Genomic DNA, 21,347 nt, shown 5'->3' with positions numbered 1-21,347 from the left:
AACGGTGCCGCGCGATCCTGAGCGCATTGCTGCCCGTTCTGCTGCCCGCATTGCTCCCCGTCCAGCACCTTCCCGATCAGCGCCTCCCCGATCAGCGCTCACGACGCGTCCAGGGCGCGTCCAGGGCGCGACGCCCTCAGCGCAGGTCGAGGAGCCAGCGGTGCACAGTGCGCATCGGGTCGGCCGGATGCTGCTCGAGCTCACCCTCGGGCCGCGCGCCGAGGCCGCGGGCCACTGCCTGCGAGGCGGCGTTGTGCGGTGCGATGAAGAGCACCAGCTGCGAGATCCGGTGCTCATCGCGGGCGCGGCGGACGAGGTGCCGCGCAATCTCGCGGCCCCAGCCCTTCCGTCGCCGGGCCGCGGTCACCCAATAGGTCATCGCGGCCTGGCCACGGTCGATTCCCGGTGCCAGGAGGTTGAGCCCGCCGCCACCCACGAAGGTCATGCCCGACAACGACTCGGTCGATGCCCCTGCGGAGGCGCGCTCCGCATGATCTGCGGCCGCAGGAGCCGCGAGCGCAGCGAACTCCCGGATCGGGCCGTCCTCCTGCCATCTGGAGGCACGGTCCAGGAACTCGGTGATCGCCGTCGAGTCCCACCGTCGGCCCGAGATCTCCTCCGCCAGGGCGTCATCCTGACCAGCGAGGATGGCAGTGGCATGCTGCACTCCGAGCGGCTCCAGCGTCAGGCGTGCGCTGGACTGGCGGGTCACCTCTCGCGGAGGAATCACGACGTGCCGGCAACGCCCCGAGCGGCCAGCGCCGCACGCACCGCGGCCAGGATCTCCACGTCACCATGCCCCTTCGCACGCGCCTCGGCGACCGGGCCCGCGAACAGCGCGACAACCACAGGATCGGCGACTGCGCCGGACTCGCGACTCGTCGCCGCCGCGGACTCCTCGCACGCCGCCACTGCGCCGGGAGCCACGGTGGTGCCCGCACCGCGCCTGGTCACGATGATCTGCGCTTCCTCGAGGAGCTTGTATGCGCGAGCCACGGTGCCGGCGGCCAGGCCGAGATCGCCGGCGAGCACACGGATGGCGGGGAGCCGGTCGCCCGGGGCGAGCTCGCCCGCACGCACCTGCTCGACGATCTCGCGGCGGACCTGCTCATAAGGAGGAGTCGGGATGTTCATGTCGACAACGATATTGCTCTTCGGCCGCCTCGTGGAGTTCGCGGGCATGCCCCGTGAGGAAAGCGTGGAATCTCTGCGCCTGTCGGCCCTCACCAGCGCTGCAGCGCTCGATGCCCCGTAGCATCGTCACGTGCTTCAGGATTCGCTCGCCTCTTCCTCCGCCCGCCGACTCCATGTGCTGGCAGGGCTGCTTCTCGCCGTTCTCCTGAGCTCCCTGATGCTGGGTCTCACGCCCGCCGCCGAGGCCGACGAGCCCGACGACGCGAGCGATCCGGTGCGTCTGGTCCTCGTGACCGCGGGCCTCACCTGGGAGGACATCTCCGCCGAGGCGACGCCGAACCTGCAGTGCCTCGCCGATCGCTCGGGCGCTGCAGCCATGAACACCACGTCCACGTCGGTGGTCTCCACGAAGCGGCAGGGCCTGGAGACGCTCCATTCCGGCTATCGCGGGCTGGCCGAGGAGGCGCCGCGCACCGCCGGGATCCCCACGCCCGCGCAGGATCAGTGGGAGCGACTGCCGGTGGACACGGCCGAGGTCGACGCGTCCTCACACGCCGATGGCTCCGCCGCCGACGTCTCGGACGCGCTGGCCGGCGACGAGATCGTGCAGGTCGATCTGGGCTCCGTGCCCGATCACGACGACCCCGCCCGCGAACAGGCGCTGGCCGAGCTCGACGAACGTGCGGGCACTGCGCTCGAAGCCGCCGGGGGCTGCGATGCCGCGGATCTGCCCCGTACTCTGCTGATCTCCGTCGCCTCGACCGATCCCGCCGACCCGGACGATGTCGAGACGACCGGAGCCGTCGCCTCCCGCACCGTCGGCCTCCAGGTCGCCCTCGACTCCGCCTTCCCGGGGCAGGCACTGACCAGCGGCGCCACCAAGCAGAACGGTGTGGTGGTGCTGACCGACGTGCTCGCCACCGTTCTCACCTCCTATGACGCCACGGCCGACGGCCTCATCCCCGGCCAGCCGTTCCGCGGCGTGGATCACGACGATCCGCAGCTGCTCGCCCTGGACCGCTCACGAGCTGCAGAGATCGTGGATTCGGCGACCGTGCCGGCCCTCGGCTCCTGGCTCGCGCTGGGCGTGATCGGTCTGGTGATCCTCCTGGTGCCTCCGCTGGCGCGGCGCCCCGGGCTCCGCCGGGTGGGCCGTGCTCTGGCGACGATCGCTCCGCTGGCGCTGCCCGTGGGGCTGTGCGCGTCGATCGTGCCGTGGTGGCGCGGAGACCACGACATCCTCGCGCTGACGGGCGTGGTCTGGGGCGCCTGCGCCCTGCTCTCGGCGATCGTGCTCGGCGGGCCCTGGCGGCGCCACCGCTTCGGGCCGCTCGGCGTCTCAGCGGCGCTGGTCGCCGTGGTGATCCTGGGCGAATCGGCGCTGGGCTCCCGGTTCCAGCTGGGCTCGCCGCTCGGCGCGCAGCCGATCTCGGGCGGGCGCTTCTACGGGCTCTCCAACCACCTGTTCGGGATGGTGTTCGCCGGGGCGATGATGGCGCTGCTGTGTCTGTTCACCGTGCTGCGCACGCCGCGAGCGCGCGTGGTCTGGACCATCGTGGTGGGTGCCGCCGTCGCGATCGTGTGCGTCGCCCCGTCGATGGGAGCGGACTTCGGGTCGATGCTGGCCACGATCCCCACCTTCGGCCTGCTCGCTCTGCTGGTCTCCGGTGTGCGACCGCGGCTGTGGCACATCGTCGCGCTGTGCGCGGGAGGAGCGGTCGCCGTGCTCGGGGTGTCCTTCCTGGACTGGCTGCGCCCGCCCGAGGACCGCACCCACCTGGGACGTTTCATCGACGAGCTGCTCAGCGGAGAGCTGTTCTCCGTGATCATCCGCAAGCTCGCCCAGAATATCGCGATGACCACGGGCTACTGGGCGCTCGCGCTGGTGATGCTGCTGGCCGTGCTGGCCTCGATCGCCATCCTCGCACCGCGCAGGTTCCATCTCGCGCGGCTGGTCGAACTCGATACGGCCCATCCCGCCGCGTACCGGGTGCGGGTCGCGACCGTGGCAGGCACCTGGCTGGGCTACGCGGTCAACGACACCGGTCCGGTGCTGGTCGCCGCCGTCTTCGGGATCTGGCTCGCCTTCCTGCCGGCGGCGCTCCCGGCTCCGCGGCCGACGGGGACGGGGGCCGCGGAGCCCCTGAGTGATCCGCGCTCCTGAGTGATCCGCGCCGCGCCGATCAGGCGTCCGACGCGTTGCCGGCGTCGACCGCGGCGTGGACCACCAGTGAGGTGTACTCGTCGCTGGTCAGCGGCGGACGGATCGACGGCGGCAGCTCGGGTTCCGGCACCGACAGGTGCGAGGCGATGATCACGGCATGCTCGGGCTCGAAGCGCTCCTGGACCGGCGCAGAGTTCAGCCGTGCCGCGAGCGCCTCGAGGTCCACGCCCGCGAGGTAGACGACGTCGTCGGGCGCGAAATCTCCCGCCACGGGCAGGGCGCGCAGCTGACGGTTCAACGTCTCGACGTCCAGGTCGCCCAGGGCACGGGTCTCGCTGTCCGAGAACCCACCGCGCACGGGCAGCGCCTCGAGCCGGTCGCGACGGCGCTCCGCGAGGGCGGCGCGGTCATCGGCGGCTGCGGTGCGGTCGACGGCCTCCGCGGCGATTCCGGTGTCGGGAACGGCGTCGGTGTCGGCATCGGCATCCAGATTGGGAACGGCGTCCTCGTCCGTCGCCGCCGCCGGGTCCTCCTCCGTCTCCGTCCGCTTCTCGGTCTCGCGATCCAGGGTCGGCTCGAGGTCCACGTCCGTCTCGAAGCTCGCGGCCGAGCCCGTCGCTGGAATCGCGTCGATCTGGTCCCAGGCGTTGACCTCGTCGACGTTCTCGTCCTCGAACGCCAGCGGGGTCGCGCCCGTTGTCGGAGTGTCCGCGGACTCCGCGTCGACGTCGCCAGGGGCGTCAGGGGCGTCGGGCGCGTCGACCGGTGCCTGCGTCGGGGGCGTCTGGACCTCGGTCCCCTCGTCCAGCTCGTCGGCCGGTTCGTCCGGGAGCACGTGGCGGCGCCGGGCGAGAGCGCGCATCACGTCGCGCAGCTGGGCGGCGCGGTGGAGCTGGCCCCGCAGGTCCTTGCCGGTGGCCCGGTGACGCAGGTCCGCCTCGATCTCCTTGACCCAGAACCCGCCGGTCAGAGCGTCGATGGTCAGCGAGGTCTCGACGCCCCAGCCGGGTGCGAGCGGCTGGCAGGCATCCCAGGTCTCGCGCGTGATGCAGCGAGTGCCCGACAGCGGCTGGGCCGCCTCCCACCCGGTGGCCCGCTGGATGCCCTTGCGCGCGGTGCGCACCACGATGCCCATCCCGGCAGCGCCGTCCTGAGGGGGCAGCAGCGCGATCGCCATGTCCACGCCCTGCCCGAGCACAGCATCCACGAGCGGCTGCGAGGCGATCGCAGAGGTCTCCATGTCGGCGTCCAGGAACAGCAGCGCGCGCGGAGGCGGAGCCGTTCCCCCGATCACGGGGAGCGGACCGGTGTGGCCCGGCGAGCGCGGTTCGGCGTGCAGCTCCTCGGAGAAGTGGTCGCCACCGTCAGCGCGCTCGGCGTCCTCTCGGATCGCGACCATCTGCGCGCCGGTGGCCATGGCGGCCGCCTTGCCGCGGTTGGACTTGTGACGCACCACGAGCGCGTCGGCCCCCATGGCGACGGCGGAGGTCGCATCACTGGACCCGTCGTCGACGACGACGACGAGATCCACGCCCCGGATCTCCCGGGCAGCGCCGATCGTCGCCTCGATCCTCTCCGCCTCGTTCTTGGCGGGGATCACGACGGCCACCCGCTCGGGGCGGTATGCCGTCAGCGGCCCCGCAGTGCTCATCGCAGGGTCACCTGGCGAGCCACGATGCCGCCGCGCGCACGCCGCTCGAGCGCGGTGAGGGGCTCCTCGGTGGTCAGGGCCTGCTCGAAGCGGGCGCGGAAGGCCTCGGCCTCCGCCTCGACGCCCTCCGCGCCGAAGCCCTTGGGCAGGTCCCAGACGGGGACCGAGAGACCCTCGGCACGGAAGGACCCCACGTACTTGGTGCCCTCGCCGATGCCGGACTCGCGGCGGGCGTGCAGGCGGGTGACCGCATCGATGACCGTCTCCTCAGCGGCGTCGAGCACCCAGCGCAGGTGCTCCTTCGGACCGGCATCCACCCAGTAGGCGTGCGGGAGACCCTCGACCGGCCGAGTGGGCATGATCGAGTCGTTGGCCTGCTGGATCGACGACTCGATCTCGGCGGTGCGCTCGGCGCGCGGATCGAGCCAGAACTCGAAGGTGTCCTCCACGGAGATCTCGAAGTCCCCGTCCAGATCGAGGATCTCCTGCAGGCGCGGCGCGTCGTCGTCGAGAGTCACCGCGGTGACCGGGTTGCCGGGCTCGAGGGCGAGGGCCTGCTTGATCGCCTGGCCGAGACCGCGCGAGAGGTCGCCGCCGGGGAAGCCGGCCTGGATGCCCACGGTGACCGAGCCGTCGGTGCGGCGCACGGCGGGCCAGGCCATCGGCAGGATCGTCGCCAGTTCGACGTCGACCGAACCGTACTCGGCGGTGGTCTTCGCGGCCATCGTCGCCGCGGGGATGAGCTGCCGCATCGCGACCAGGTCGCGTTCGTTCGGCAGCCCTTCGAAGGGGCGGAGGACCAGGGCATCATGCGAGGCGGAACTCATGCGAGAAGTCTACCGATCCGCAGGGGTGCCTCGTCGGACGCTCACGCCCCGGGCTTCGCGTCGCTGCCTGACGCGCTGGCTGTGGAGCTGGGTGAGGCGCTGGCTGAGGTGCTGGGTGAGGCGCTGGCTAGAGCCGGTCGTTCCATGAGCAGTTCGGCGTCGTCGTCCGGATTGCGACCGATCACGGCGAAGCCGCAGCCCTCGTACAGCCGACGGGCGGGCATGTTGGTCTCGACGACGGCCAGGCGCAGCCGGGTCAGCGGATGGTGAGCGGCGAGGTGGTCGATGCCGGAAGCGACGAGCGCGTGGCCGACGCCGCGATCACGAGCCTCCGGGGCGACCCAGACGGAGATCAGCTCGGCGCGATCAGGATGGTCGGGGAACATCAGCCGTGCCATGCCGGCGGGCGCCCCGTCGACCTCGGCGACGAACGGGACCATCGGCGGCGAGACGCCCTGGCGCCAGTAGTGCTCGGTGTCGCGGGCGATCACCTCGGCCAGGGTGCTGCCGAAGGCTTCGGGCGAGTCCTCGAGGGCGCGCAGGCGCAGGCCCCGCCAGATCGGCCATTCATCGGAGTCCAGGGAGCGCACGGTGATCACCCCGCAAGTCTTCTCGTCGGCCGCCCGCCGCGCAACCGGGTTCGCCGACACCCGCTCGGCACGACCAGAAGCCCGCACCCGGACGGGCCTCACGGGGCCTCACAGATGCGTGCCGACCTCCATCAGCTCCCGGGCGCGCTCCTCGAGGTCCACGGGCTCCACCCCGTCGAGCATGTGGAGCACGAAATCCTCGCTGAAGCGTTCGAAGAACAGCGTGCCGCGCACCGAGTTGCCGTGCAGATCGAGCTGCGGGGCGTAGCTCGCGATCCCGTAGCGCGAGGGCAGCGCCGCGATGATGCCGCCGCCCACTCCGGACTTCGCGGGCAGGCCGACGTCGCTGACCCAGTCGCCGGCGTTGTCGTACATGCCGCAGGTGAGCATCACCGAGAGCACCTGCCGAGCCGCGACGCGGGAGAACACCCTCTCGCCCGTCAACGGATTGGTGCCGCCCGAGGCGAGGGTCGCCGCCATGACCGACAGGTCCGAGACGGTGGTCTGCACGGCGCAGCCCTCGATGTAGCCGGCGACGACCTCCCCGGCGTCGTCCTCCATCGAACCGGCCGCGCGCAGCATGTACGCGAGCGCGAGGTTGCGGTCGGCGATCGTCAGCTCGGTCTCGAGGGTCTCGCGATGCACCTCGAGACGGCGCCCGGCGGCGGCGTCGAGCACCTCGCGCAGTCGCTGGGTGCGCTGCGCCTGCGTGGTGCCCAGCATCGCGTGCGTGCGGATCGCCCCGATGTTGACCAGGGGGTTCTTCGGCTTCTTGGTCTGCGCATCCAGGCTGAGGGCGTTGAACTGCTCCCCCGTCGGCTCCTCGTCGACGACGCAGTCCACATAGTCCATGCCGTGCAGATCGATCGCCGCCCCGTAGGCGAAGGCCTTGGAGATCGACTGCATGGGGAAGGCATGGTCGGTGCCGGCCCCCGTGATCTCGCCCTCGACGGAGCACAGCGCCACACCGAGGTGGTGGGACTCGGCGCCGGAGACCAGCGAGAGCTCGGGAATGTCGCCGTCGGCCTCAGCGCTTCCGGAGATGCCGCGATCCGGGAGCACGACGTCGGGATCACCGGTCGCCGAGGCGGTGGACAGAGCCCGAGTGAGCCGGTCCAGGTACGTGGTCAGTGCGCTTGTCACGCCCCTGACGGTACAGGCCGACGGCACAGGCCAGGGCGGTGCGCCGCACGGGAACGCCTCGCCCGCCGGACCTCGCGGAGCCCCGTCGGGCATGGCGCGTCGCACCCCTGCTCGGCGCCGATGCCGTCGCCTCCCCCACCGACGCGGCCCCCGCGCGCCCCGCAGCCCCCGCGGCCGCGAGGTGCCGCGAGGCGACGGCTGGGCCGCGCGCCGACTCCGAGGTCGCCTGCACCATCGCGGCGGTGATCGCCAACAACTCCTCCGGGATGGCAGCCGGGCTGCACGGCGACACGGCAGCACGGCGGCACGACGGCAGCGATTCGGCGGAGCACGCGCCAGGACTCGACTGGACTCGCCTGTCATGACCCGCCGGTAGTCTTCCCGGCGGCCCTCCTCCCCCGGTGACGACCTGTGTCCCACCAGCGGCTCCGTCCGCATTCTTCCCCTGGTGAGGCCATGTCGACCATCTGCCGAGGAGGACGATGCCCATGATGGGCGGACACCATGCGATCAGCGGCACCGCCGCCTGGCTGGCCCTGGCGGGCTCCGTCCCCGTGATGGGGCATGCGGCCGGCCTCGACCTGTGGGACCTCGACCCCGCGCAGGTGGTCTCCGGTGCCGTGGTCGCCACCGGCGCCGCGCTGCTGCCGGACATCGACCATCCCAGCGCCACCATCTCCCGCTCCGGCGGCGGCCTCACCAAGGCCGTCACCCGAGCGGTCAGCACCGTCGCGGGTCATCGCGGCGCGACCCACACCCTCCTGGCCGCCGTCGCCTTCACCGCGCTGGCGGTGCTCGTGAATCGCCTGGACTGGCAGGTCCGGGTGCCCGTGCTGGGCGAGATCGAAGCGGGCGCCGCCCTCCTGGTCACCGTGATGTGCGCCTTCGGCACCCGGGCCCTGAAGATGGTCGAGGGACGCCTGCTGCCCTGGGCGGTGGGCATCGTCGCCGGTCTGCTGGTCGCCGCCATCGCGCCGGACACCTCGATCTGGCTCCCGGCCGCCGTGGCCGTCGGCGTGCTGACGCATCTGGTCGGCGACCTGCTCACCACCGACGGCATCCCCTTCCCCACCTGGCCGCTCGTCGTGAAGCCGCCGAAGCGGATGGCCTCGGGCCTCTGGCAGCGCAGCGGGGACATCGCGGTGCCGCTGCTCGGCGACGCCGGCAGCCTGCGGGAGTGGCTGCTCTGCACGGCGGTCACGGCCTATGCCGTCGTCGGCATGATCGGCACCCTCGTCGCAGAGCCCTGGGTGCTCGGCATCTGAGGCCCCTCCGAGCTGCGGGGGCGTCAGAGCCGGACCGCAGGCCGTTCCGTGCGCTCCCTGCATTCCCTGCGTTCCCTGCGTTCCCTACCCTGGAGGGGTCCGGGCCGACACCGTCGTCGGCCCCGCATCCAGGAGGTGCCGCCATGACCCAGCTGCTCGATGTCGCGCACACGGCCCGATGGCTCCGGCGCGACGGGGTCGAGAAGATCCTCATGCGCATGACCGACTGTCTTGAGGCGGACTTCCGCCGCTGGCAGAGCTTCGAGAAGATCCCGCGGATCGCCAGCCACACCCCGCTGGGCGTGATCGAGCTGATGCCTGCCTCCGACGGGGAGCTCTACTCCTTCAAGTACGTCAACGGCCATCCCTCGAATCCGTCGCGCGGCCTGCAGACCGTCACGGCTTTCGGGGTGCTGGCCGACGTCGACACCGGCTACCCGACCTTCCTCGCGGAGATGACGCTGCTGACAGCGTTGCGCACCGCTGCGACGTCGGCCCTCGCGGCGAGACTCCTCGCCCGGCCCGATTCCCGCACCCTCGCCCTGATCGGTGCCGGCTCGCAGTCGGAGTTCCAGGCTCTCGCCGCCCGCGGAGTGCTCGGCATCGAGGACCTACGGGTGTTCGACATCGATCCTGCCGCGATCGAGAAGGTGCGCAGGAACCTCGAGCCCCTCGGTTTCCGGGTGCACGCCGCCGCCTCGGTCGACGACGCGGTCGCGGGGGCCGACATCAGCACCACCTGCACGGCGGACAAGGCCCGCAACACGATCCTGGACATCGCCCAGGTGCGGCCGGGCGTGCACGTCAACGCGATCGGCGGTGACTGCCCCGGCAAGACGGAGCTCGACGCCCGGATCCTGCAGGCCGCGCAGGTGATCGTCGAGTTCACCCCGCAGACCCGCATCGAGGGAGAGATCCAGCAGATGGCGCCGGACTTCCCCGTGACCGAGCTGTGGCAGGTGCTCACCGGTCGGGCCGCCGGACGTATCGATCCCGAGGCGATCACGGTGTTCGACTCCGTCGGCTTCGCGATCTCCGACTTCTCCGCGCTGCGCTGCGCCCGCGACGCCACCGCCGGGACCGACCTGCAGTCAGTTGTGGACCTGGTGGCCGACCCCGACGATCCCAAGGACCTCTTCTCCCTGGTGGACGTGCTCGCACCGGTGGGCTGAGGGGGCCTGAGGGGCCCGAGGGGACGTGAGCGAGCTGAACGACCTGAGGGAAAGGGAATCTGAGCGACCTGAGGCGATCTGAGCGCCCCGGAGCAGCACCCGACCGCGAGAGGAGCGGCAGCATGGATCCGCCGGGCTCGCACCGCCCACGCCGAATCGCTCAGGTCCGCCAGCACCCGGACCACCCTCTCGTCCTCCGTGAGCTCCTCCCCCAGCACCTGCGTCCCGTCCGACGCGACAACGCGACAGCGCGAAGCTGGCCACCCCAGATCCTCGGCCCGCAGTGGCCGACGCTCCGGCAAGGCTCCGGTAACCGGGCGTAATAGGCGTTTAGAGCGCCCTATACCGCCTATTACGCCGGGGTGGCGGGAGGTGCGAGGCGGGCGGACCGGCGAGAGCACTTCTGTCTGCCCGATGCTCGGTGCCCGGCACCCGGCACTGGAGCGTGCCGCGTGCGCTCACACGCGGGAGCGCCAGAGCAGCCAGACGAAGTAGGGCGCGCCGATCAGGGAGACCAGCAGCCCGGCGGGCACCTGTGCCGGGGCGATGAGCGAGCGGCCCAGCGCGTCGGCCAGCCCCACCAGGACGCCGCCCAGCAGCATCGCCACCGGGATGCTGCGCAGGTGCCGGCCGCCCACGAGGGATCGCGCGAGGTGGGGAGCGATCAGACCCACGAAGCCCACCACGCCGACGGCGACCACGCTGATCGCGGCGAGCACCGCGGCGAGGCCGAGCACCGCCATGCGGGTGCGTTCGAGCCGCACGCCGAGCAGACGCGGGGAGTCCTCGTCGATCGCCAGCAGGTCCAGCTCGCGGTGCAGTCCGAGCATCAGCGGCACCGCGATCGCGAGCACGACCAGCACGGGGACCACGTCGTTCAGAGTGCGGCCGTAGGTGGTGCCCGAGAGCCAGGTGAGGATCCGCGGGGTGTCCCAGGCATTGGCCTGCAGGAGCAGGAAGGTGGTCAACGAGCTCATCGCGTAGCCCACGCCGATGCCCACCAGCACGAAGCGCTCCGGGGCCAGACCGCCACGCCAGGCCAGCAGCCCGATGAGCGCGAAGGTCGCGATCCCGGCGAGCACGGCGGCGAGGATCATCAGCGTTCGGCCGCCGCCGAGCGCCGTCACGACGATCACGGCGCCGAGGCCCGCACCGGCGGTGATGCCCAGCAGGCCGGGCTCGGCGAGCGGGTTGCGCACGGTGGACTGGACGACGCAGCCGGCCAGGGCCAGCGCCGCACCGGCGAGCACGGCGGCGCTCATCCGCGGCACGCGCTCCCCCAGCGCCCGCGCCACGAGAGAGGGGGCGTCCCCCTGGAACCAGAGGGCGATGTCGCCGGTGCGCAGCCACAGGCTCCCGGCCAGCAGGCCCAGCAGCGCGATGCCCAGCAGTGCCGTCACGCACGCCACGAGCACGATCACCACGCGGCGTCGCGAGCGCAGGCCGGTGCGCGCCTGCGGCGGCTGGGCGGCGGCCCCGGAATCCGGCAGCCTGCGGGCCATGAGGATGATGACGATCGCGCCGAGCAGCGCGGTGGGGATCCCCGTCGGGACCGAGGTCGCGCCCTGCGGGCCGAGGATCGCGCGCACCGTGGCGTCGGCCAGGAGCACCACGAGGGCGCCGATCAGTCCGGCGGCGGGGATCAACAGCAGGTGGCGGTTCAGGGAGCGCACCACGCCGCCCAGCAGACGGGCGAGCACGGGGGCGCCGAGGCCGACGAAGGCGATGGGCCCGGCGACGGTGACGGCGGTGCTGGTCAGCAGCACGGCGGCGAGCACGGCGAGAACCCGGGTGGAGCGCACCGGGACGCCCAGCCCCGAAGCGGCGTCGTCGCCGAGACCGAGCACGTCCAGGCGCCTGCTCAGCACCAGGGCCAGGATCAGCACGGCGGCGATGAGCGGGAGCGCGCGCAGGGAGGCCGTGAGGTTCAGCTGGGACAGGGAGCCGCTGCCCCACGCGTACAGCCCCGTGGTCTCGGCCTCGAAGAGGATCAGCAGCATCGAGGTGCCCGACTGCAGCGCCATCGCGACCGCGGAGCCGGCGAGGATCAGGCGCGTGGTCGAGGAGCCGGCGCCGCCGGCGAGGGCCAGCACGATGCCGGCGGCGAGCAGCCCGCCGACGAAGGCGACGCCGCTGGAGGCCCACAGCGGCACCGCGATGTTCAGCGCTGCGACCAGCGACAGGGCGAAGTAGGATCCGGCGGTGACGGCGAGGGTGTCCGGCGAGGCGAGCGCGTTGCGGGACACGGACTGCAGCAGGGCGCCGGCGCAGCCGAGGGCCACTCCGACGGCGACCCCGGCCAGCAGGCGCGGCAGCCGGGACGCGGTGACGACGTCGCTGATCGCGACCCCGCCCACCGTGTCCTCTCCCCCGGCCAGGGCGGCGAGCAGGTCTCCCAGCCCGATCCCGGAGGTGCCCTGGGTCAGGTGCCAGGCGCCGACGAGCGCCACGCCGAGTGCCAGCAGCACCAGCGTGGAGATCCCGCCGAGGATCCCCCCGGCGCCGACCCGCAGCGACTCGCGAGCCCTGCGGCCCGGGGCCTGATCGGGCGAGGGGTGAGCGGGCGAACGGCGAGCGGGCGAGGGATGGGTCGCCCGGGACGTCACGAGGCGGTCAGGATTTCGACATAGGCGTCGATGGCCTGCTCGGAGGAGCGGGGGCCGCCGAACGTCCAGATGCCGGCGGGGAAGGCGTAGGCGCGGCCGTCCTGCACGGCAGGAAGGCCGGTCCACAGATCGTTCTTCTCGAGCTCGGTGACGTAGTTGCCCGCGGGGTCGTCGGTCGAGGTGTAGATGAGGTTGGCATCGCCCACCGCGGTCAGGCCCTCGATGTCGGTCTGGCCCAGTCCGTAGGCGGGGTCGGTCTCGCCGGTCCAGACGCTGGTCAGCCCGAGCTCCTCGCCGAGCGCCGTGAACAGCGCGCCCGAGCCGAAGGGCCGGATCGACACATTGCCGCCGTCGACCCAGCCGTCGAAGTAGACGAAGTCGGTGGTGGTGAGGTCGGCGTCGGCGACCTGGGTGCGGGCCTCGGCGATGTGCTCGTCGAATTCGCTGAGCACCGCGTCGGCGCGCTCGGTGCGGCCTGTGGTCTCGGCGATGAGCGAGAACAGCCCGGTCATCGTGCCGATCGGGTCCGCAGCGTCGGCGCCGACGGTCGCCAGGACGGGCACGCCGAGGCTCTCGAGCTGCTCGACGACGGGATCGTCCTCACCGGTGGCCTCGACGACGATCAGGTCCGGATCCGCCGCCGCGAGGGCGTCGAGGTTCGGCTCTCCGCGGGTGCCGACGTCGGCCGTGCCCTCGGGCAGGGTCTCGGCGGTGTTCCAGGTGCCGAAGCCCTCGACGTCCGCGACCGCGACGGGCGCGACGCACAGGGTGAGGGCGTCCTCGACCTGCTGCCACTCCAGGACGGCGACGCGCTCGGCGGGCCCGTCGAGCTCGACGGTGCGGCCGAGGTCATCGGTCACCGAGACCGGCTCGGTCGACGTGGTCGTGGTGTCCTGTGCGCAGGAGTCGCTGAGCGCGGCGGCGTCCGAGGGCGCCCCCGCGGCGGAGTCGTCCGTCTCGGTGGTGCCGCAGGCGGCGAGGGCAGCCGTGGCCGCGACGGCGGTGAGCGTGGCGAGGGCGCGACGGGGACTGCGGATCATGGGGGCTCCTGGCGGGATGAGGGACGACGTCGACGGGATCGGCGTCGGGCGGAGGAATGACGGAGAGGTCAGGCGTGGGGGTCGCGGGGATCAAGCGCCGGGGTCACGGTGGTCAGGTGCCGCGGTCAGACGCGGGGCCGCCCCGAGATCACACAGAACCCAGCGCGTCGGCGGTCAGACCGGTGCGGCCACGCGTGCGCCGTGACGTCCCAGGGCGTCGATGCGGAGACGGCCGGTGCCGGGATCGTGCGCGACGTCGATGGGGATGTCGTAGACATCGCTGAGGTGCTCGGAGGTGAGCACGTCCGCGACGGCGCCCGCGGCATGGATGCGGCCGGCGCTGAGCAGCACCACCTGATCGGCGATGCGGGCGGCATGGTCGAGGTCGTGCAGCACGATGCCCACGGCGACGCCGTGGATCTCGGCGAGATCGCGCACCAGGTCGAGGGTCTCGATCTGGTAGCGCAGGTCGAGGTGGTTGGTGGGCTCGTCCAGCAGCACGATCCCGGTGTCCTGGGTGAGGCACGAGGCGAGCCAGACGCGCTGCATCTCGCCGCCGGAGAGCTCCCCGATGCCGCGGGGAGCGAAGTCGGCGATGCCGGTCAGCTCCATGGCGTGGCTGATCGCGGCGCGGTCCGCGTCCGTGAGGCCGGCGAAGCGCCGCCGGTGCGGGTGCCGACCGAAGGCGACGACGTCGCGCACGGAGAGCCCCTGCGGGCTGGTGCGGGACTGGGAGAACAGCGTGAGGGCCCGGGCGAGCTCCTTGGCGCTCAGCAGAGCGGCGTCGCGCTCCCCCGCGGGCCCGCCCAACCGGATCTCGCCGCTGCCCAGCGGATGCAGGCGCGCCAGGGACCGCAGCACGGTGGATTTGCCGCTGCCGTTGGGGCCCAGCAGCGTCGTGACCGTCCCGGGGATCAGGTCGATCGAGACCCCGTGGACGACGGGCGTCCGGCCGTAGCGCAGATGCAGCTCCTGCCCGGTGAGGGCGGGGCGAGGGGTGGAGAGGTTCTCGGGCACGAGGGGAAGCCTAGCCTTACCTCATTACGCGCGTCGAGGCTTGTCCAATTCTGTGAGCAGCCCGTGACCGTCGGGCGCCCGACGTCGGACGCCCGAGGTCGGATGCCCGACGTCAGCATCAGCCATCGGGCTCATGCGTCGGGCTCAGCCGTGCGGCGTCGGCTCCACGGCCTCGGCCGGCTCGGAGTGCACATCGGTGCCGGTGATCCGGCCCAGCACGTTCATCGCGTGGTAGATGACCAGAGCCGCGATGGTGCCCAGCGCGATACCGGTGAGCGTGATGCCCTCGAAGGTCCAGGTCACGTTCGCGATGCCGACCACGAGGGCCACACCGGCGGTGATCTGGTTCTTGGGCTGGGAGAAGTCGACGCGACCGTCCACCCACATGCGCACCCCGACGATCCCGATCAGGCCGTAGAGCACGAAGGTCACACCACCGAGCACGCCCGGCGGGATGGTGAAGATCGCGGCGCCCACCTTCGGGGACAGCGAGAGCAGGACGGCGACGATGCCGGCCACCCAGTAGGCGGCCGTGGAGTACACGCGGGTCGCGCTCATGACACCGATGTTCTCGCCGTAAGTGGTGGTCGGCGAGCCGCCGAAACCCGCCGAAAGCGCGGTGGCCAGGCCGTCGGAGGCGAGCGTGCGACCCACCATGTGATCGAGGTTGCGATGGGTCATCAGGCCCACGCTGGTCACGTGCCCCACGTTCTCCGCCAGCAGCACCACGACCACGGGCAGGAACATCGGCAGCAGGCCGAGATGGAACTCGGGGTGGTGGAACTCGGGCAGACCGAACCAGGCGGCCTCCGCCACGGGGCTGAAGTCGACCTCTCCGCGCAGCACGGCCACGACGTAGCCGACCAGCACGCCCAGCAGCACCGAGACCCGGCCCAGCATCCCCTTGAACAGGGCCGTGCACAGCACCACGGCGAACAGGGTGACGGTCGCGGTGAACGCCGACTCCTGGAAGTTCTCGTACGCGGTGGGGGCGAGGTTGAAGCCGATCAGGGCGACGATCGCGCCCATCACGACCGGCGGCATGAGCGCACCGATCCAGCCGGTGCCGATCCGGGAGACCAGCAGCCCCAGCAGCGCGAGCAGGATGCCGGTGATCATCACGCCGCCGAGCGCCGCGCCCATGGAGTGCGCCTGTGTGGAGGCGGTGATCGGCGCGATGAAGGCGAAGGAGGAGCCCAGGTAGCTGGGCACCCGGTTCCGGGTGATGGTGAGGAACAGGATCGTGCCGATGCCGGAGAACAGCAGTGTCGTCGAGGGCGGGAAGCCGGTCAGCAGCGGCACCAGGAACGTGGCGCCGAACATGGCGATCACGTGCTGGGCGCCGATGCCGATGGTCAGCGGCCAGGTCAGGCGCTCCTCGGGCAGGACGATGGCGTCGGGCGAGATCGTGCGGCCGTCGCCGTGCAGTCTCCAGCGGAACATAGGTCTCCCAGGGGTGATCGGGGCCGGGCGACCGCAGCGGTCGCGGGGTCAGGCGGAGCAGGCCTCCGGGCGTCAGCGGCCCGGGAACGCCTTCTTGCGAGCGGTCTCCTCGGTGACGTCCGGGACCTGGCTCAGCAGCGAGATGCTGCCGGAGTCGCGGGCGCGGAAGTCCGCGAACATGCGCACGATGTCGGGGGCGCCGAACTCGTCGCGGACCGGGGCGGGCACGGTGAGCATGAGCGCGGCCGCGATGCCGACGGTCAGCGCCGTGCCGCCCGTGACGAGCCCCGCGCCGGCGCCGGTCGCGAGCGAGTTCACGATGACGTCCAGGAAGCCGACGACGACCATCAGCAGGCCTGCGATCACGCCGTTGGCCCGGGCGGTGACGGCGGGCCGCGACAGCAGCGAGGTGCGGGCGAACAGCGAGACCGCGACGAAGCACAGGCACACGGCGGCATCGATGAGGTGCAGCACGGGGCTGCCTTGGATGCGCCCGCTGGTCGCGACGACGGCGGCCAGCACGTGCCACAGGACCGCCGCGGTGTGCAGGAGGGCGCTGAACTCGAAGGCGCGCACGGTGAACACGAGCCAGTCCGTGCGCTGGAAGGCGATCGGCATGGTGCGCACGAACGACCGGGAGATCATCAGCCCGAGGGCGGCGAAGAGGAACGGCAGGTACACGTAGTCGGTCGCGAAGCTCAGCGGTGCGGCGAACTGCAGCTGCAGGGTGTTGTCCGCGAGTGCCGCGACCGCCAGGCTGCTCACCGCGGCGGTGGAGAACACGTACCAGGAGCGCTCGCGCAGCAGCGCGGAGGCCAGCACGATGCCCAGCAGCAGCGCGGAGATCACGGTGTCGCCGATGACCAGCAGCGAGTAGCTCCAGCCCGTGGTGAACAGGCGCCCGATGATCATCACGAGGGCCAGGAGCAGCGCTGCGGCCGCGGCGATCCCGACGGCGACCAGCAGGATCCTCGCGACGCGGCGGGCGCGGGCCTGCGGGAGGTAGCCCTCATGAGCGCGGGGCTCGATGCCGAGGATCGCGCCGAGCAGCAGCAGCGAGACGCCCACCCCGAGGCCGACGGGCGGGCCGTCGGGCAGGGAGGAGAACAGCACCGGCAGCGAGCCCACCAGATCGGAGACGACGGTGCCGACGGCCACCAGCAGCGCCGGGGCGAGACCCGCCACCCGCACCACGCGGATGGCGGGCAGCGGCGGCGTCGACGGGATCCAGCGCATCAGGTGCACGGCGACCAGGGCCGCCAGTCCCACTCCGATGACGATCTTGCCGACGCCGTCCACCAGCGTGCTGTGGGCGACGGTGAAGGTGGTGGTCATGGCCGCGACCATGCAGATCAGGGCCATCACGTCGCGCAGTGCGTCGAAGATCCCGAGGTTCTTGAAGCGCTCCGGGAGCACGAAGCCGTTCAGCCCGGTGGCGGGGGCGTCCTCATCCTCGGCGTTGGGCGTGGTGCCCGAGCGGGCGTAGGTGACGTCTCGCGGGGCCCGCAGCGGAGCGGTGGTGCTGGGGCCGACGGACTCCTCGGGCACGGTCACCGTGGTCGGGACCGCATCCTCCTCGGCGTCGGGGTCGATCGCGGGGATCGCGCCGGTCGCCGCGTCGGGCTCGGTGCCCGCGCGCAGCTGCTCGGGGTCCAGGCCGCTGAGGTCGACGGTCTCGTTCTCGCCCGGCGGCAGGGCGGCGCTGCGGCGCCGTGCGAGCAGCGGGGCGGAGTAGCGGTCGAATTCTGCACGGTCGGGCAGACGTTCGGTGGGCAGGGTGTGAGGGTCATCGGTCGCGAAGATCCAGTCCGAATCCTGGTTCTCCCCGTGCCGGCGCTCCTTGTCCATCGACCTGCTCTCCCGTGGTTCCGCGTGCATCGACCGGAGGGGTGTCCCCTGCTCGGCGCGCACATATCCTTCCGATCATAGAGAGACGACTCCCGCCGCCCCGTGGCGACGCGCCGCAGGGACCGGCCGTGAGGGTCGCGTGAGGGCCGTGCGAGCGCTAGAGATGCAGCCGTTTGGCGAGCTCGTGGCGCGCCGCGGAGCCGCTGGAGAGCTGCAGCAGGCCGAGCGCCAGGACGCACAGCGCGCCGCACAGCGCGGAGGGCAAGGGGGTGTTCACCCAGCCCAGAGCGAGGAAGACCAGGGGCGTCAGGCCCAGGATCACGATCAGTCCGCTGTAGACGATGTGCTCGCCCACCTCGATCCGCATCACCCGCACCACGATCATCACCGCGAGCAGTGAACTCGCACACAGGATCGGCACCACGTAGGTGAGGGACCACGCGCTCCAGCCCAGCAGGAAGTCCCAGTACACGCAGACCAGGCCCGCCAGCACGACGAAGTACACGGTGGACTTGGCGATGTTGCGTCGTTTGCGCACCGCCATCAGCGCCACCAGCCAGAGCGAGGCGACCGCGAGCCACACCGAGCGCAGCACGCCGAGTCCCGAGACCCCGGGGCTGATCAGCAGCTGCACGAGGAAGGAGGCCAGCACGAGTGCCAGCGAGGTCAGCACCAGGGCGCGCAGCAGGCGGCTCCGCGAGAACCGCAGAGGCACGTCGGGAAGCGGGCTCGGCGTCCGCTCCCCCGGTTCCTGCGGCTCCCGGAGCGCTGCGCCGCACAGCGGGCAGCGGCTCCAGGTCCCCTCGACGTCGACGCCGCAGTCGACGCATCTGCTCGGACCGGCGCTCATGAGGCATCCTCCTGGGGCTCATCGCCCTCACGGTCCTCGAAGGCCTCGGCGAGCTCCTGACCGGTGACGCGGCCCGCGGCCACGGAGATCTCCACCCCGGCGCCGGTGAGGATCCGCGCGAACTCCCGCACATGATCGGTCTCGACGAACGGGGAGGTGAACGTGACGGTCAGCCGGCCCGCGTGGGAGATCGCGCAGAACTGGGGACGCACCGCGGAGACCTCGAAGGCCAGGCGTCCGACGTGGTCGCTCACCGGCTCGGGCAGCACCACCCTGCCGAGGTTCGAGACCGCCACGCTGAGGCCCCGGTTGCTGGCCCGGTTGATCCCGCTCAGCAGCACGTCCTTGACCGGGCGCGGCATGATCCGCAGCGCGGGGTGGCGCTCGAACCGCAGGAAACGGCGCAGCTTGCCCTCGAGGGCCTCCGCCGTGGCCTTCGCCCGGAAATCGCGCTCGAGGGTGCGGGCCACGGCTCCGAGATCGTTCGGCCCGCTGCGGTAGGCGTGCTCCACCCGGGTCGTCGCGAAGAAGTTCCGGGCCGACGTGGAGGGGAAGAACTGGCGCAGGTTCACCGGCACCGTGGCGGCCAGGGTGAGGGCGTCGTGCTCGGCTGCCCGGCGCACGGCCTCGAAGAACACCGCGGTCAGGTACATCGTCAGCGCCACGCCCTCGGCGCGGGCGAGCGCGATCACCGCGGCGGCGGGCATCGTGAGCTCGACGACCCGGGTGCGGTGATCCGGCGTGCGGGTGCCGCGCACCCGATACACACGACGGCGCAGCGAGAGACGCCGTCGGCCGCCGGACTCCCTGCGCGGGGCGTCCGCCGAGTCCTCGGTCGAGCCGTCCGCTCCGGCCCCGTCCCCGGTGCCGTCACGAGAGCCGGTGCCGTCACGGGAGCCGGTGCCGTCACGGGGGCCCGGGTCGGCGTCGGCGCCCCGAGATCCGACGCTGAGCACCCGGTCCTCGGCCTCCGCCTCCTGGGTGAAGGCGGCCCGGGCCTGCCAGGCATCGCTGCCGGGACGACGCCGTCGACGGAAGTAGTGCGCGAAGGAATCACCGGTCAGATCATGCACGGGCTCGTGGGCGGCGAGATCGTCGAGGTCCTCCCCCGGCATCGCTCCCGTTCCGTCCGAGGCGTCCGCTGCGCCCGATCCCCCGGCCGCCTCCGTCGCGCCGTCCGCACCCGGATCCGTCGGCCGCCCCGTCGGGAACCGCAGGCGGACGTACGCGGTGACCAGATCGGTGAGGAACCACAGCGCGCCGGTGCCGTCGGAGAGCGCATGGAACACCTCCAGCGAGATGCGGCGCCGATGGTGCATCACCCGGAACAGCAGGGTCCGGCGGTCCGCCTGATAGATCGGAGCGCAGGGGGCGGTCAGCTCGGCAGTGACCTCCGGGCGCAGGTCGCTGTCCTGGAGGTAGTACCAGAACACGCCTCGACGCAGCACTGCGTGATAGAGCGGGTACTTCTCGTAGGTCTTCTCGAGCGCCTTGTGGAGCAGCGCCGGATCGACCTCATGATCCATCTCGGCACCCAGACGGAACACCTTGGGATCCACATCGCTGCGGGCCGCGAGGAACATGTTCGAGGCGTTGTCCAGACGCACCCAGTGCTGGCGCATCATGCGGTGCCGCCCGGTGGGGTCTCGCGGGAGCCGGCGAGGTGCCCCTCGTCGAGGAAGGTGTTGATCACCTCGTACGCATCGCGCAGCGAGCGGGAGAAGCGGGGCAGGGTGATGAAGCCGTGCAGCGCACCCTCGACCCGGTGGATCCGCACCTCGTTGCCGGCGGCCTCGAGCGCATGCGCATAGGCCTCGCCCTCGTCGCACAGCAGGTCCAGCTCGGCGGTGATCATGAGGGTGCGGGGCTGGGCGGAGAGATCCTCGGCCATCAGCGGGGAGACCCGCGGGTCCTGTCGCGCCAGCGGGTCGGGGACGTACATCTGCATGTAGTCCTGGACCTCCGTGCTGGTGAGGCGGTAGTCCTCGCCGTGGTGGCGCACCGACTCGAACGGAGCGGTGGCCGGGTCATGGTCCCAATGGGTGACGGGGTACAGCAGGATCTGCTGCCGGGCGCCGCGATACCCGCGCTCACGCAGCAGCAGGGAGACCGCGGCGGCGAGGTTGCCCCCGGCGGAGTCGCCCATCAGCACGATCCGGTCCGCGTCATCGCGGCCGGCGAGCGATGGGTCCTCCAGCAGCCGATGCACGATCTGGAAGCAGTCCTCGAGGCCGGCAGGAAAGGGGTGCTCGGGGGCCAGCCGGTAGTCGACCGAGACCACGTCGGCGCCGGTGAGCTCGGCCATCGTGGCGCAGGCCGGGGTGTAGCTCTCGATGTCCCCGGTGACCCAGCCGCCGCCGTGGAAGAACAGCAGCAGCTCGTCGCGGCGTCGCTCCTGCGGCTCGAAGACCCGCACCGGCACGCGGCTGGTGACGTCACCGGGGATCGTGCGCCAGGAGGCGGCGCGATAGCGGGGCCGGGGCAGGGCGGCCAGCTGGCGCTGCAGGCGCCGCACCCGCTCGTAGTCCTCCCGCATGTTCACCCGTGGCGCGGCGAACAGCCGCAGCGCGGCCTTCAGCAGGGGGTTCACGGATGAA

19 protein-coding genes are annotated in these 21,347 nt (G+C 72.0%); 5 read left to right on the top strand and 14 right to left on the bottom strand.

Annotation, left to right across the window (positions count from 1 at the left end; genetic code table 11):
• Window positions 1–136: 136 nt before the first annotated feature.
• Window positions 137–712, bottom strand: a complete 576-nt coding sequence (locus CIK81_RS05925) for a GNAT family N-acetyltransferase (protein ID WP_255411051.1) — start codon at window positions 710–712, stop codon at window positions 137–139.
• Window positions 713–726: 14 nt separating this feature from the next.
• On the bottom strand, window positions 727–1,134 hold the full coding sequence (locus tag CIK81_RS05920; RefSeq protein WP_096166508.1) for a GntR family transcriptional regulator: 408 nt from the start codon (window positions 1,132–1,134) through the stop codon (window positions 727–729).
• On the opposite strand from CIK81_RS05920, the gene CIK81_RS18705 reads away from it, so the two are divergent.
• Both CIK81_RS18705 and CIK81_RS05915 read left to right on the top strand, forming a co-directional pair.
• Window positions 1,133–1,255, top strand: a complete 123-nt coding sequence (locus CIK81_RS18705) for a hypothetical protein (RefSeq protein ID WP_255411050.1) — start codon at window positions 1,133–1,135, stop codon at window positions 1,253–1,255. The genes CIK81_RS05920 and CIK81_RS18705 overlap by 2 nt on opposite strands.
• Window positions 1,256–1,264: 9 nt before the next feature.
• Window positions 1,265–3,298, top strand: coding sequence for a hypothetical protein (locus CIK81_RS05915; protein ID WP_241964016.1), 2,034 nt, complete (start codon window positions 1,265–1,267; stop codon window positions 3,296–3,298).
• A gap of 19 nt (window positions 3,299–3,317) precedes the next feature.
• On the opposite strand, the gene CIK81_RS05910 is transcribed toward CIK81_RS05915, so the two are convergent.
• The 4 genes from CIK81_RS05910 to glsA form a co-directional block, all read right to left on the bottom strand.
• Complete coding sequence (locus CIK81_RS05910; protein WP_114355512.1) at window positions 3,318–4,949, bottom strand: glycosyltransferase; 1,632 nt, start codon at window positions 4,947–4,949, stop codon at window positions 3,318–3,320.
• Entirely contained in the window at window positions 4,946–5,776 is an 831-nt protein-coding gene (locus CIK81_RS05905; protein WP_114311232.1) for a DUF5926 family protein, read from the bottom strand. Before CIK81_RS05905 ends, CIK81_RS05910 begins: the two co-directional genes overlap by 4 nt.
• Window positions 5,777–5,817: 41 nt before the next feature.
• Window positions 5,818–6,375, bottom strand: a complete 558-nt coding sequence (locus tag CIK81_RS05900; RefSeq protein ID WP_114311231.1) for a GNAT family N-acetyltransferase — start codon at window positions 6,373–6,375, stop codon at window positions 5,818–5,820.
• A gap of 99 nt (window positions 6,376–6,474) precedes the next feature.
• Complete coding sequence (glsA, locus tag CIK81_RS05895; protein ID WP_158541937.1) at window positions 6,475–7,509, bottom strand: glutaminase A; 1,035 nt, start codon at window positions 7,507–7,509, stop codon at window positions 6,475–6,477.
• 38 nt (window positions 7,510–7,547) lie between these two features.
• Between glsA and CIK81_RS18160 the strand changes: the two genes are divergently transcribed.
• The 3 genes from CIK81_RS18160 to CIK81_RS05885 all read left to right on the top strand — a co-directional run bounded on the left by CIK81_RS18160 (window position 7,548) and on the right by CIK81_RS05885 (window position 9,946).
• The gene (locus tag CIK81_RS18160; protein ID WP_158541936.1) at window positions 7,548–7,874 is read left to right on the top strand and encodes a hypothetical protein; all 327 of its coding nucleotides are present in this window, start codon (window positions 7,548–7,550) and stop codon (window positions 7,872–7,874) included.
• 117 nt (window positions 7,875–7,991) lie between these two features.
• A complete protein-coding gene (locus tag CIK81_RS05890) occupies window positions 7,992–8,774 on the top strand; it encodes a metal-dependent hydrolase (protein WP_114311229.1) in 783 nt (260 codons plus the stop codon).
• Between the two features lie 143 nt (window positions 8,775–8,917).
• On the top strand, window positions 8,918–9,946 hold the full coding sequence (locus tag CIK81_RS05885) for an ornithine cyclodeaminase (protein ID WP_114355511.1): 1,029 nt from the start codon (window positions 8,918–8,920) through the stop codon (window positions 9,944–9,946).
• 458 nt (window positions 9,947–10,404) lie between these two features.
• Here the strand turns inward: CIK81_RS05885 and CIK81_RS05880 are convergent, their stop codons facing one another.
• The 8 genes from CIK81_RS05880 to CIK81_RS05845 all read right to left on the bottom strand — a co-directional run bounded on the left by CIK81_RS05880 (window position 10,405) and on the right by CIK81_RS05845 (window position 21,340).
• The gene (locus tag CIK81_RS05880) at window positions 10,405–12,552 is read right to left on the bottom strand and encodes an iron ABC transporter permease (protein ID WP_114355510.1); all 2,148 of its coding nucleotides are present in this window, start codon (window positions 12,550–12,552) and stop codon (window positions 10,405–10,407) included.
• Complete coding sequence (locus CIK81_RS05875; RefSeq protein WP_114355509.1) at window positions 12,549–13,592, bottom strand: iron-siderophore ABC transporter substrate-binding protein; 1,044 nt, start codon at window positions 13,590–13,592, stop codon at window positions 12,549–12,551. Before CIK81_RS05875 ends, CIK81_RS05880 begins: the two co-directional genes overlap by 4 nt.
• A 174-nt stretch (window positions 13,593–13,766) precedes the next feature.
• Complete coding sequence (locus CIK81_RS05870; RefSeq protein WP_114355508.1) at window positions 13,767–14,609, bottom strand: ABC transporter ATP-binding protein; 843 nt, start codon at window positions 14,607–14,609, stop codon at window positions 13,767–13,769.
• A gap of 144 nt (window positions 14,610–14,753) precedes the next feature.
• A complete protein-coding gene (locus CIK81_RS05865) occupies window positions 14,754–16,052 on the bottom strand; it encodes a uracil-xanthine permease family protein (RefSeq protein WP_096166497.1) in 1,299 nt (432 codons plus the stop codon).
• A gap of 72 nt (window positions 16,053–16,124) precedes the next feature.
• Window positions 16,125–17,900, bottom strand: a complete 1,776-nt coding sequence (locus tag CIK81_RS05860) for a hypothetical protein (RefSeq protein ID WP_096166496.1) — start codon at window positions 17,898–17,900, stop codon at window positions 16,125–16,127.
• 157 nt (window positions 17,901–18,057) lie between these two features.
• Window positions 18,058–18,750: a DUF6320 domain-containing protein gene (locus tag CIK81_RS05855; protein WP_114305834.1), complete on the bottom strand. Its 693-nt coding sequence runs from the start codon at window positions 18,748–18,750 to the stop codon at window positions 18,058–18,060.
• Window positions 18,747–20,375: an alcohol acetyltransferase gene (locus CIK81_RS05850; protein WP_114355507.1), complete on the bottom strand. Its 1,629-nt coding sequence runs from the start codon at window positions 20,373–20,375 to the stop codon at window positions 18,747–18,749. The genes CIK81_RS05855 and CIK81_RS05850 overlap by 4 nt, the downstream gene beginning before the upstream one ends.
• Window positions 20,372–21,340 (bottom strand): alpha/beta hydrolase, encoded by a 969-nt coding sequence (locus CIK81_RS05845; RefSeq protein ID WP_096166494.1) that lies wholly within the window; start codon window positions 21,338–21,340, stop codon window positions 20,372–20,374. Before CIK81_RS05845 ends, CIK81_RS05850 begins: the two co-directional genes overlap by 4 nt.
• Window positions 21,341–21,347: the final 7 nt, after the last annotated feature.

It is taken from the genome of Brachybacterium sp. JB7, from assembly GCF_003335205.1.
In the GTDB taxonomy this organism is placed as follows: domain Bacteria; phylum Actinomycetota; class Actinomycetes; order Actinomycetales; family Dermabacteraceae; genus Brachybacterium; species Brachybacterium alimentarium.
Note: the sequence above shows the minus strand (reverse complement) of the source record. Positions and strands in the feature narration are given on the sequence as shown.

Excerpts from the sequence above, each read along its gene's own strand:
- CIK81_RS05905 (WP_114311232.1), bottom strand. The coding sequence starts at position 5,776 with ATGAGTTCCGCCTCGCATGATGCCCTGGTCCTCCGCCCCTTCGAAGGG.
- CIK81_RS05850 (WP_114355507.1), bottom strand. The coding sequence starts at position 20,375 with ATGATGCGCCAGCACTGGGTGCGTCTGGACAACGCCTCGAACATGTTC.
- CIK81_RS05875 (WP_114355509.1), bottom strand. The coding sequence starts at position 13,592 with ATGATCCGCAGTCCCCGTCGCGCCCTCGCCACGCTCACCGCCGTCGCG.
- CIK81_RS05855 (WP_114305834.1), bottom strand. The coding sequence starts at position 18,750 with ATGAGCGCCGGTCCGAGCAGATGCGTCGACTGCGGCGTCGACGTCGAG.
- CIK81_RS05885 (WP_114355511.1), top strand. The coding sequence starts at position 8,918 with ATGACCCAGCTGCTCGATGTCGCGCACACGGCCCGATGGCTCCGGCGC.
- CIK81_RS05920 (WP_096166508.1), bottom strand. The coding sequence starts at position 1,134 with ATGAACATCCCGACTCCTCCTTATGAGCAGGTCCGCCGCGAGATCGTC.
- CIK81_RS05860 (WP_096166496.1), bottom strand. The coding sequence starts at position 17,900 with ATGGACAAGGAGCGCCGGCACGGGGAGAACCAGGATTCGGACTGGATC.
- CIK81_RS05890 (WP_114311229.1), top strand. The coding sequence starts at position 7,992 with ATGCCCATGATGGGCGGACACCATGCGATCAGCGGCACCGCCGCCTGG.
- CIK81_RS18705 (WP_255411050.1), top strand. The coding sequence starts at position 1,133 with ATGTCGACAACGATATTGCTCTTCGGCCGCCTCGTGGAGTTCGCGGGC.
- CIK81_RS05910 (WP_114355512.1), bottom strand. The coding sequence starts at position 4,949 with ATGAGCACTGCGGGGCCGCTGACGGCATACCGCCCCGAGCGGGTGGCC.
- CIK81_RS05865 (WP_096166497.1), bottom strand. The coding sequence starts at position 16,052 with ATGTTCCGCTGGAGACTGCACGGCGACGGCCGCACGATCTCGCCCGAC.